Origin of the sequence: Escherichia albertii NBRC 107761 = DSM 17582 (assembly GCF_000759775.1) — a bacterium.
Taxonomy (GTDB): domain Bacteria; phylum Pseudomonadota; class Gammaproteobacteria; order Enterobacterales; family Enterobacteriaceae; genus Escherichia; species Escherichia albertii.
The window spans coordinates 1-546 of sequence record NZ_BBMY01000210.1 but is presented as its reverse complement, the minus strand read 5'-3'; the positions used below and the strand labels follow the sequence as shown (position 1 = coordinate 546).

The window sequence follows — 546 nt, the reverse complement described above, 5'->3', positions numbered from 1 at the left end:
TGCGTATTACCGTGAAGGAGATCGGTGAGTAACATCGATGGAGATCGGTTCGTGTCACTTTCACAGAACCGTTTTTAAATTACCTTCACTGATCTCCTTCGGTCAACGGAGATTGTATTTTCCGCATTGATTCTCCTTTAAGTTCGATCTTGATACTGCCATGAACCAGTCGATCTAGGATGGCATCCGCATGTGTGGAGTCTCCGATCATTTTGTACCAGTTTTCCACCGGCAACTGGCTCACTACGATGATTGAGCCTCGTTGGTACATCAGATCCACTATTTCCAGCAGGTCGCTACGCTGTTCTGATGAGAGAGGTTCCAGCCCCCAGTCATCCAGAAGCAGCAGATCGCTATTATTCAGCCTGGTCAAAAGTTTGCTGTATCTTCCATCAGCATGCCCCTGATAGCACTGTTCCATCAGCGCTTTAAGGCGATAATAGTAGACCTTGTATCCCTGTCGGCAGGCATTATGACCAAGTGCACATGCCAGGAACGTTTTACCGCTGCCGGTGGCCCCGGTCAGTAAAATATTTTGTTTCAGGG

General features: G+C 48.0%; 1 pseudogene. It reads right to left on the bottom strand.

Annotated features, from left to right (window positions below):
* Positions 1-85: 85 nt before the first annotated feature.
* Positions 86-546, bottom strand: a pseudogene (istB, locus tag EA14781_RS22045) (IS21-like element ISEc12 family helper ATPase IstB); the annotation flags it as partial.